Raw genomic sequence first — 12042 nt, 5'->3', positions numbered from 1 at the left:
CGGGGTGGGGTGGCCGTTGGCGACGGCGATCGGGTTGACGTGTCGGCGGCTCCGGTGTGGGGGCTGGTACGGGCGGCCGAGGCGGAGAACCCGGGCCGGTTCGTGCTGGTGGACGTGGACGGCAGCGCCGAGTCGTGGGCCGCCGTCGGATCGGTGGTCGCTTCGCGTGAGCCGGAGTCCGCGGTCCGGGACGGCCGGGTGCTGGTGCCGAGACTGAACCGGGTCAGGGGCCTGGAGCAGCGCGAGCCAGTGTTCGGCCCCGACGGCACCGTGCTGGTGACCGGCGGGACCGGTGGGCTGGGCGCGCTGGTGGCCCGCCACCTGGTCACCGAGCACGACGTACGGCACCTGCTGCTGGTCAGCCGGCGCGGCCCCGAGGCGCCCGGCGCGGCCGAGTTGGTGACCGAGCTCTCGGAGCTGGGCGCCGAGGTGGACGTGGCCGCGTGCGACGTGGCCGACCGTGACGCGCTCGCCGCGCTGATCGCCTCCATCCCCGAGGAGCGCGCGCTGCGCGGCGTGGTCCACGCCGCAGGCGTGGGCGACAACGGGCTGGTGGGGTCGCTGTCGGTGGAGCGCCTTGACGGGGTGCTGGGGCCGAAGGCGGACGCGGCGTGGCACCTGCACGAGCTCACCCGTGACCTGGACCTGTCGGCGTTCGTGCTGTTCTCGTCCGCGGGCGGTTCCGTCCTGGCGGCAGGGCAGGCCTACTATGCGGCGGCGAACGTGTTCCTCGACGCCCTCGCGGTGCACCGGCGGTCTTCGGGGCTGGTGGCGACGTCGCTGGCGTTCGGGCTGTGGGACACCGACACCGGGCTGAGCGCCTGGCTGAGCGAGGCCGACTTCGAGCGGATGCGGCGCCAGGGCCTGCCGGCGCTGATGGTGGACGAGGCGCTGGCGTCGTTCGATGCGGGGTCGGGTTCGGACGCGGCGGCGCTGGTGCCGCTGCGGGTCGATGCCGCGGCGCTGCGCGGCCGGGGTACGGAGCTTCCCGCGCTGCTCCGCGGCCTGGTACGCGGATCGGCACGCCAGGTGACCCGCGCGGCCGGGTCCGGGCTGGCCCGCCGGCTCGCCGGGCTGGAGGCGGCCGAGCGCGGCAAGGTGCTGCTGGAGCTGGTCCGCCAGGAGGTGGCCAGGGTTCTCGGTCACGCCTCCATGGACGCCGTGGAGCCCGACCGCGCCTTCCAGGAGCTCGGCTTCGACTCCCTCACGGCCGTCGAACTCCGTAACCAGCTCAACTCGGGCACCGGGCTGCGGCTCCCCGCCACGCTCGTCTTCGACTACCCCAACGCACGAGCCGTCGCCGACTACCTGGAGACGGAGCTCACGGGAGCCGGGGCCGAGGCGACGGTCGTCACCGCGGCCACGACGCCGCTGAACGACGAGCCCATCGCGATCGTCGGCATGGCCTGCCGGTACCCGGGCGGCGTGCTCTCGCCGGAGGACCTCTGGCAGCTGGTGAGCGCCGGTACGGATGCGATCGGCGAGTTCCCCGGGGACCGCGGGTGGGACCTGGACCGGCTGTACCACCCGGACCCCGACAATTCCGGCACCACGTACACGAAGCAGGGCGGTTTCCTGCACGACGCGGCCGAGTTCGACCCGGCGTTCTTCGGGATCTCGCAGCGTGAGGCCCTGGCCATGGACCCGCAGCAGCGGCTGCTGCTGGAGACGTCGTGGGAGGCGATCGAGCGGGCCGGCATCGACCCCGCGGCGCTGCGCGGCAGCAGGACCGGCGTGTTCGCGGGCGTCATGTACCACGACTACGCGGCCCACCTCACCACCGTGCCCACGGAGCTGGAAGGGCTCATCGCCACCGGGAACTCCGGCAGCGTCGTGTCCGGTCGCCTGTCGTACACCTTCGGGCTCGAAGGCCCTGCGGTGACCGTGGACACCGCCTGCTCCTCCTCTCTCGTCGCCCTGCACTGGGCGGCGCAGGCGTTGCGGTCGGGCGAGTGCGACATGGCACTGGCCGGCGGCGTGACCGTGATGGCCACGCCCGGCACCTTCGTGGAGTTCTCGCGGCAGCGCGGCCTGTCCCCCGACGGCCGGTGCAGGGCGTTCTCCGCCGACGCCGACGGCACCGGCTGGGGCGAGGGCGTCGGCGTACTGCTGGTGGAGCGGCTGTCCGACGCGGAACGTAACGGGCACCAGGTGCTCGCCGTGGTGCGGGGCAGTGCGGTGAATCAGGACGGTGCGAGTAATGGTCTGACGGCGCCGAATGGTCCGTCTCAGCAGCGGGTGATTCGGCAGGCGTTGGCGAATTCCGGTCTGTCGGCGGCTGAGGTGGATGTGGTGGAGGCGCATGGCACGGGGACGACGTTGGGTGATCCGATCGAGGCGCAGGCGGTTATCGCGACGTATGGGCAGGACCGGCGGGAGCCGTTGTGGTTGGGGTCGGTGAAGTCGAACATCGGTCATACGCAGGCGGCTGCGGGTGTGGCTGGTGTGATCAAGATGGTGATGGCGCTGCGTCATGGGGTGTTGCCGAAGACGTTGCACGTGGATGAGCCGTCGCCGCACGTGGACTGGTCGGCCGGCGCGGTCGAGCTCCTGGCGGAGTCCCGGCAGTGGGATCGCCACGACCGTCCCCGCCGCGCCGCCGTCTCCTCCTTCGGCGTGAGCGGTACGAACGCGCACATCGTGATCGAGGAGTCCCCGGTCGCCGAGATCGAGGTCGAGCCGGTGAGTGGGCCGGTGGATGGGCCGGTGGATGGGGTGCCGGTGGTGCCGTGGGTGGTGTCGGGTCGTAGTGCGGAGGCGTTGCGGGCTCAGGCGGGCCGGTTGGCTGATGCGGTGGCCGGTGAGTGGGCCGGTGAGAGGGCGCCGCTGGTGGATGTGGCGCATTCGCTGGTGGTGTCGCGGTCGGTGTTCGATCACCGTGCGGTGGTGGTGGGTGCTGGCCGGGATGAGCTGGTGGCGGGGTTGCGTGAGCTGGCCGATGGCGTCGCGTCGGGTGTGGTGCAGGGTGTCGCCGGTGGTGGTGGTAAGTCGGTGTTCGTGTTCCCTGGTCAGGGGTCGCAGTGGCTGGGGATGGGTGTGGAGTTGCTGGAGTGTTCGCCGGTGTTCGCGGCGCGGATGGCTGAGTGTGAGGCGGTGCTGGCTCGGTTTGTGGATTGGTCGTTGACGGGTGTGTTGCGGGGTGAGGACGGCCAGCCTGGTTTTGACCGGGTGGATGTGGTGCAGCCGGTGTTGTGGGCGGTGATGGTGTCGCTTGCGGAGGTGTGGCGGTCTGTCGGTGTGGTTCCGGCGGCGGTGGTCGGGCATTCGCAGGGGGAGATCGCGGCTGCGGTGGTGGCGGGGGCGTTGTCGTTGGAGGACGGCGCTCGGGTGGTGGCGTTGCGTAGTCAGGCGATCGTGGCTCTGGCTGGGCGTGGTGGTATGGCGTCGGTGCCGCTCGGCTCGGGTGAGGTGGGTGAGCTGCTGGCGCGTTGGGACGGCCGGTTGTCGGTTGCTGCTGTGAATGGTCCTGCTTCGACGGTGGTGTCGGGCGATGTGGATGCGATCGATGAGCTGCTGGCTCATTGTGAGGGGCAGGGGGTGCGGGCCAAGCGGATCGAGGTGGATTATGCCTCGCATTCGGCGCACGTTGCGTCCATTGAGGAGGAGCTGGCGCGGTTGCTGGCTCCGGTGAGGCCGCGTGAGGCCGGGGTGGCGTGGTATTCGACGGTGCGGCGGGGGTGGTTGGCCGGAACCGAGGTCGATGCCGCGTACTGGTATGAGAATTTGCGGCAGACGGTGTGGTTCGCTCCGGCGGTGAGTGCTCTGGCGGAGGCGGGTCACCGGTTCTTCGTGGAGGCCAGTGCGCATCCCGTGTTGCAGATCGGCATGCGGGAGACGCTGGAGGAGTCGGGCGTCGAGGCGGTGTCCGTCGGCACGCTGCGCCGCGACGACGGCGGCCTGCGCCGGTTGTGGTCCAGCGCGGCCGAGTTGTGGGTCCACGGCGTCGACATCGACTGGCCGCAAACCTACGCCGAGTCCCGCCCGCAGATCATCGACCTGCCCACCTACGCCTTCCAACACCAGCGCTACTGGCTGCAAGGCTCGGCGGGCGCGGGCGACGCGGCCAGCCTCGGACTCGAGGCCACCGGCCACCCGCTGCTCGGCGCGTTCACCGGCCTGGCCGCCGGTGGAGAGGTCGTGCTCACCGGCCGCGTGTCCGTCGCCACCCACCCGTGGCTGGCCGACCACAAGGTCAACGGGCAGGTGTTCCTCCCCGGCGCGGCCCTCGTCGAGCTGGCCATCCGGGCAGGCGACGAGGCCGGCTGCGGCCTCCTCGAAGAGCTGACCATCCAGGCGCCGCTCATCGTCCCCGAGCCAGGAGCGGTCCAGCTGCAGCTGGCCGTGGGCGCACCGGACGAGGACGGGCGGCGGCAGCTCGGCATCTACTCGCGGATCCAGGACGAGACCGACTGGGTGCGGCACGCCGCGGGCGTGCTCGCCGCGGCCGATGCGGCGGTCCCTGAGCCGGTCGGCACCTGGCCGCCGGAGCAGGCGCGGGCCGTGGCCCTGGACGAGCATTACGACGACCTCGCCGGCATGGGCCTCGACTACGGCACGACGTTCCGCGGGCTGCGGGCGGCCTGGCGGCGGGGCGACGACGTCTTCGCCGAGGTGGCGCTGCCGGACGACACCGACGCCGGCGGGTACGGGCTGCATCCAGCACTGTTCGACGCCGCCCTGCACGCGATCTCCCTCGGCGGGTTCCTGGCCGATCCCGAGCCCGGCAGGCCGTACCTGCCGTTCGCCTGGAGCGATGTGGCGCTGCACGCGTCCGGGGCGACGAGACTGCGCGTGCGGATCTCCCCGGCCGGCCAGGGAGCGGTCTCCGTGACGCTGATGGACACCGAAGGGCTGGCCGTGGCCACGATCGGCGCTCTGGCCGCCCGCCCGGTGCCGGTCGGGCCGCAGGACGGCTCCGGCACGAGAAAGCATCGCGACAAGCTGTTCCAGCTCGACTGGGTGAGGCTGCCGCAGAACGACGCGGCCGAGGCGGGCCACGAGTTCGTCTCCAGCCTGGCGGCGCTGGCCGGAGCCGCGACGGTTCCCGAGCGCGTGCTGATCGAAGCGCCCGCCGGCTCCCGCCTGGCCGTCCACGACGTGCTGGCGGCGCTGCAGGAGTGGCTGGCCGACGACCGGTTCGCCGCGTCGCGGCTGGTCGTGGTCACCCGGGGCGCCGTGCCCGCCGGTGACGCGCCCGTACAGGATGTGCATCAGGCCGCCGTGTGGGGGCTCGTGCGGGCCGCGCAGGCGGAGCAGCCCGGCAGGTTCGTGCTGCTGGACCTCGACGGCGACGCGGACGGCGACGCGGTCGGCGAGGCTCTGGCTTCGGACGAGCCGCAGCTGGCCGTGCGCGACGGCCAGGTGTGGGTGCCGAGGCTGAGCCGGACCGTGCCGAGCGGTGAGGGGCGGCCCGCGTTCGGCGCGGGCGGGACCGTGCTGATCACCGGCGGTACGGGTGGGCTGGGTGCGCTGGTGGCGCGCCATCTGGTCACCGAGCACGAGGTCAGGCGGCTGTTGCTGGTCAGCAGGCGCGGGGCGGAGGCGCCCGGCGCGGCCGAGCTGGTGGCGGAGTTGTCGGAGCTGGGCGCCCGGGTGGACGTGGCGGCCTGCGACGTGGCCGACCGCGAGGCGCTCTACGGAGTGATCACCTCGGTCGCGGACTCGCTGGTGGGCGTGGTGCACACGGCGGGCGTGCTGGACGACGGCGTGGTCACGTCGTTGTCGGGTGAGCGGCTGGACCGGGTGCTGGGGCCGAAGGCGGATGCGGCCTGGCATCTGCACGAGCTGACGCGTGGTCTGGACTTGTCGGCGTTCGTGTTGTTCTCGTCGATGGCGGGCGTGCTGGGGGGAGCGGGTCAGGGCAACTACGCGGCGGCGAACGCCTTCCTCGACGGGCTCGCCCAGCTGCGGGCCGCCGAAGGGCTGGCGGCGACGTCGCTGGCGTGGGGGCTGTGGGAGCAGGGCGGCATGACGGGCGAGCTGTCCGAGGCCGACCTGCGCAGGCTGGCGCGGATGGGCGTGACGCCGCTGTCCGCCGACGACGGGCTCGCCCTGTTCGACGCCGCGCTCCGGCACGACCGCGCCCTGCTGGTCCCCGCGCACCTCGACATCAAGGCCATGGGCGCCCAGGCCGACGCCGTTCCCCCGCTGCTGCGCGGCCTGGTCTCCGGGTCCGGCAGGCGCGTGGTGACCGCCGCGTCGGAGGCCGCGGCCACGCTCAAGCAGCAGCTGGCTGCCCTGCCGCCGGCCGGGCAGCAGGCCGCGCTGCGGGATCTCGTCGCCTCCCAGGTCGCCGTGGTGCTCGGCCTGGCCGACCCGTCGGCGGTCGACGACGGGATGCCCTTCCAGGAGCTGGGATTCGACTCGCTGATGGCGGTCGAGTTCCGCAACCGGCTCAACGCGGTCACGGGCCTGCGGCTCCCCGCCACCCTGATCTTCGACTATCCGACCCCGGAGGCGCTCGTCCGCTACCTGGCAGGCGAGCTCCTCGGCACGCAGGAGAGCGCCGTCCAGGCGCGGAACACGGCGGCCGACGACGAGCCGATCGCGATCGTCGGCATGGCCTGCCGCTTCCCCGGCGGCGTCGAATCCCCTGAGGAACTGTGGCGGCTGCTCGCCCAAGGGGGCGACGCGATCTCCGAGTTCCCCGCCGACCGCGGCTGGGACCTGGACACGCTGTACGACCCCGAGCCCGGCAACCGCGGCACCTCCTACTCCCGGCACGGCGGTTTCCTGCACGACGCGGGCGAGTTCGACCCGGGCTTCTTCGGGATCAGCCCGCGCGAGGCCCTGGCCATGGACCCGCAGCAGCGGCTGCTCCTGGAGACGTCGTGGGAGGCGATCGAACGGGCCGGGATCGACCCGACCGCGCTGCGCGGCAGCAGGACCGGCGTGTTCGCCGGCGTCATGTACCACGACTACGCCAGCCAGCTGTCCTCCGTGCCCGACCAGCTCGAAGGGCTGATCGGCACCGGCAACTCCGGCAGCGTCGCCTCCGGCCGCGTGTCGTACGTCTTCGGGCTCGAAGGTCCGGCGATGACCGTGGACACGGCGTGCTCGTCGTCGCTCGTGGCGCTGCACCTGGCGGTGCAGGCACTGCGGTCCGGCGACTGCGACCTCGCCCTGGCCGGCGGCGTGACGGTGATGGCGACGCCGTGGACGTTCATCGAGTTCTCCCGGCAGCGCAACCTGTCCGTCGACGGCAGGTGCCGGGCGTTCGCCGAGTCGGAAGGCGGCGTCGGGCTCTCGGAGGGCTCGGGCGTGCTGCTGGTGGAGCGGCTGTCGGACGCGCGGCGCAACGGGCACCAGGTGCTCGCCGTGGTGCGCGGCTCCGCGGTCAACCAGGACGGCGCCAGCAACGGCCTGACCGCCCCGAACGGGCCCTCGCAGCAGCGGGTGATCCGGCAGGCGCTGGCCAACGCCGGCCTGTCGGCGGCCGACGTGGACGCGGTCGAGGCGCACGGCACCGGCACGACCCTGGGCGACCCGATCGAGGCGCAGGCGATCCTGGCCACGTACGGGCAGGACCGCGCCGAGGACCGGCCGGTGTGGCTGGGGTCGATCAAGTCCAACATCGGCCACGCGCAGGCCGCCGCCGGAGTCGCGGGCGTCATCAAGATGGTCATGGCCCTGCGGAACGGCGAGCTGCCGCGGACCCTGCACGCGGACGAGCCGTCCACGCACGTGGACTGGTCGGCCGGCGCGGTCGAGCTGCTCACCGAGGCCCGGCCGTGGGAGCGCGACGAGGCGCCCCGACGCGCCGCCGTCTCCTCCTTCGGCATCAGCGGCACCAACGCGCACGTCGTGCTGGAGGAGTCGCCGGCCGAGCCGGAGCAGGTGCCCGAGCCGGCGGCCGAGCTGCCGGTGGTGCCGTGGGTGTTGTCCGGCAGGAGCGAGGAGGCGCTGGCGGCGCAGGCGGCACGGTTGCGCACCTGGATGGAGTCGCGCCGGGACCTGGACGTGGCCGACGTCGGCTGGTCGCTCGCGACGGGCAGGGCGGTGCTGGAGCACCGTGCGGTCGTCGCCGGCGCGGACCGCGCCGAGCTGCTGGCGGCGCTGGCGGCGGTGGCCGACGGCAGGCACGGCGAGCCGGCGGTCGAGACCGGCCTGGCCCGGTCGAGGGCCAAGGCGGCGATGTTGTTCGCCGGCCAGGGCAGCCAGCGGGTCGGCATGGGACGGGAACTCGCCGACGCGTTCCCGGTCTTCGCGCAGGCGCTGGACGACATCTGCCGGGTGATCGACCCGCTGCTGCCGCACCCGCTGCGGGCGACCATGGCCGGCGGCCCCGCCGAGGTGCTGGACGAGACGGGCATGACCCAGCCGGCGCTGTTCGCCTTCGAGGTCGCCCTGTACCGGTTGCTGGAATCGCTGGGCGTCGCGCCCGCGGTGCTGGCCGGGCACTCGGTCGGCGAGATCGCGGCCGCCCACGTGGCGGGGGTGTTCTCGCTGGAGGACGCCTGCACGCTGGTCGCGGCCCGCGCCCGCCTGATGCAGGCGCTGCCCGCCGGTGGCGCGATGCTGGCGGTCGCCGCCCCGGAGGCGGACGTCCTGCCGCTGCTCGACGGGTACGAGGACCGCGCCGGCATCGCGGCGGTCAACGGTCCGGCGGCGGTGGTGGTCTCGGGTGACGAGGCGGCCATCACGGAGATCGAGAGCCGGACGGAGGCGCGCACCCGGCGGCTGCGGGTCTCGCACGCCTTCCACTCGCCGCTGATGGAGCCGATGCTCGCCGAGTTCGCCGAGGCGATCGGCGGCATCACCTTCCACGAGCCCACGACCCCGGTCGTCTCCAACGTGACCGGCCGCCTGGCCGAGCCCGGCCGGCTGACCGACCCGTCCTACTGGGTCGAGCACGTACGCGGAGCCGTCCGGTTCGCCGACGGCGTCGCCGCCGCCCGTACGGCCGGAGCCACCGTCTTCGTCGAGCTCGGCCCCGACACCACGCTGACCGGGCTCGCCCAGCAGACCCTCACGGGAGACGAGACCTTCGTCAGCACGAGGGCCAAGGACCGGCCCGAGGCGGGCACGTTCGTCCAGGCGCTGGGCCGGATGCACGCGCACGGCGTCACCGTCGACTGGGCGGCGTACTTCGCGGCGGCGCGCCCGTCCCGCGTGGATCTGCCCACCTACGCCTTCCAGCACGAGCACTTCTGGCTCCGGCCGGGACCCGGCACCGGCGACGTCACCACCGCGGGCCTGGGAGCCGTCGAGCACCCGCTGCTCAGCGCGGCGACCGAGGTGGCCGGCGGCGAGACGGTGATCTTCAGCGGGCGGCTGTCGGTCGCCACGCACCCCTGGCTGGCCGACCACGTGGTCGGCGGCAGCGTCATCGTGCCGGGCACGGCGCTGGTGGAGCTCGCCGTCCGGGCCGGGGACGAGAGCGGCTGCCCGCACCTGCAGGAGCTCACCCTCCAGTCCCCGCTGGTGGTGCCCGAGGACGGCGGCGTGCAGCTCCAGCTGGTGTCCACGGCCACCGAGGAGCCGGGCCGGCGGGCGCTGGCCATCCACTCGCGGGCGCAGGACTCCACCGAGTGGACCCAGCACGCGCAGGCCACCCTCACGGCGACCGTGCCGGAGCCCGACGTCGATCTCGCGCAGTGGCCGCCCGCGGGCGCCCAGCCGGTCGCCGTCCATGACCTCTACGACGACATGGTGGCGATCGGGCTCGACTACGGGTCGACGTTCCAGGGGCTGACCAGCGCCTGGGAGCGGCGCGGCGAGGTGTTCGCCGAGATCGTCCTGCCCGAGGAGGCGCACGCGGATGCCGGCCGGTTCGGGCTGCACCCCGCGCTGCTGGACGCCGCGCTGCACGCCACCGCGCTGGGCGGCCTGCTGCCCCGGCCGGAGCCCGGACGGCCGTACCTGCCGTTCGCCTGGTCGGGCGTGTCCCTGCACGCGGCAGGGGCGACGAGCCTGCGCGTCAGGCTCGCCAACGCCGGTGGGAGCGCCGTCACGCTGGCCATCGCCGACGAGCTGGGCGCGCCGGTCGCCGTCGTCGACAACCTTTCCCTGCGCCCCCTGGCCGCCGCGCGACTGGGCGGCACGAACAGGGGCGCACTCCACGAGATCCAGTGGACGCCCGTCACCGGCGAGCCCGCGCAGGAGACGGTCAGGTGGGCGCTGCTCGGCGCCGACGACCTCGGCACCGGCGCGGCGACCTACCCGGACGCGGCCACCCTCGGCTCGCTGCACGACCCGGCCGACCTGCCCGAGGCCGTCCTGGTCCGCTGCCCGGCCGGGGACCACCACGCCGCGACGCACGAGACCCTCGAACTGCTGCAGAGCTGGCTGGCCGAGGAGCAGCTCGAATCGGCGCGGCTGGTCATCCTCACGCGTGGCGCCGTCGCCACCGCCCCCGGCGAGCGTCCCGACCTCGCCCACGCGGCGGTGGGCGGGCTCGTCAGGGCCGCGCAGGCGGAGCAGCCCGGCAGGTTCGTGCTGCTGGACCTCGACGGCGACGCGGACACCGACCGGCTGGACCCGGCGGTGGTCGGCCAGGCGCTGGCCACCGGGGAGCCGCAACTGGCGATCAGGGGCGGTGAGCTGCTTGCGCCGCGGCTCGGCAGGGCCGCGGACCTGGCGGAGCCGGAGCCGGTGTTCGGACCTGACGGAACGGTGCTGATCACGGGCGGTACGGGTGGGCTGGGTGCGCTGGTGGCGCGCCATCTGGTCACCGAGCACGAGGTCAGGCGGCTGTTGCTGGTCAGCAGGCGCGGGGCGGACGCGCCTGGCGCGGCCGACCTGGCCGCGGAGCTGTCCGAACTGGGTGCCGAGGTGGACGTGGCCGCGTGCGACGTGGCCGACCGCGACGCGCTCGCCCGGCTGCTGGAGGGCGTGGACGAGCTGGCGGGTGTGGTGCACACGGCGGGCGTGCTGGACGACGGCGTGGTCACGTCGTTGTCGGGTGAGCGGCTGGACCGGGTGCTGGGGCCGAAGGCGGATGCGGCCTGGCATCTGCACGAGCTGACGCGTGGTCTGGACTTGTCGGCGTTCGTGTTGTTCTCGTCGATGGCGGGCGTGCTGGGGGGAGCGGGTCAGGGCAACTACGCGGCGGCGAACGCCTTCCTCGACGGGCTCGCCCAGCTGCGGGCCGCCGAAGGGCTGGCGGCGACGTCGCTGGCGTGGGGGCTGTGGGAGCAGGGCGGCATGTCGGGCGAGCTGTCCGAGGCCGACCTGCGCAGGCTGGCGCGGATGGGGCTGGCGCCGCTGTCCGCCGACGACGGACTCACCCTGTTCGACGCCGCCGTACCGGCAGGAAAGGCACTGCTCATCCCCGCCCGCTTCGTGCAGGCCCGCACCAGCGCCAGGACCTCCGTACGGCGGGCCGGCACCGGCGACGGGCTCGCCGACCGGCTGGCCACGCTGGAACCCGACGAGCGCCGCTCGGCGCTGGCGGACATCGTCCGCGGCCAGGCGGCCACCGTGCTGGGCTTCAGCGACGGATCGGCGATCGACCCCCAGCGCCCGTTCCAGGACCTCGGGTTCGACTCGCTGACCGCGGTCGAGTTCCGCAACCAGCTCGGCAAGGCCACGGGGCTGCGGATCCCCGCCACCGCCGTCTTCGACTACCCCACCCCGGTCGCCCTGACCGAGCACCTCATGGGGTACTTCGCCGAGACGAAGGACGAGGAGGCCGGCATCCTGCGGTTCTTCGCGGAGCTGGACCAGATCGAAGAATCACTCGCCACACTCGCCGAGGACAGCACGGTGCGCAGCCGGCTCACCACGCGCCTCAAGGAGCTCCTGTCCGGCCTCAACGGCCCAGGCGGGACATCCGACGTCGTGGACCAGATCGAGTCCGCCTCCGACGACGAGATGTTCGCCTTCATCGACAACGAGCTTGAGATCTCTTGATATTTCGCAGCGACTGAGAAGGGCTAGTTCGGTGACTCCTCCGCTCCATGAAGGGAGCAGCTTCTCGCCCCGCTCGCGCGGGAGACGACGGCCAAGCCCTGACCGATGCCCGAAAGCACAAGCTCAATCCTATCCGGAGGTGGCGACCATGTCTGAGGTTCTGCCAATCCACGCTCGGGCCTTGGCGGC

The 12042-nt window shown here is 73.4% G+C and carries 1 protein-coding gene; it reads left to right on the top strand.

The window, feature by feature from the left end:
- The first annotated feature begins 9 nt into the window (after positions 1–9).
- Positions 10–11853 carry an SDR family NAD(P)-dependent oxidoreductase gene (locus ACZ6SA_RS47750; protein WP_465835994.1) on the top strand — a complete coding sequence of 3948 codons (11844 nt, stop codon included), beginning with the start codon at positions 10–12 and terminating at the stop codon, positions 11851–11853.
- Positions 11854–12042: the final 189 nt, after the last annotated feature.

It is taken from the genome of Nonomuraea sp. NPDC049378 (genome assembly GCF_055586745.1).
This window is presented reverse-complemented; position numbering and strand designations above follow the sequence as displayed.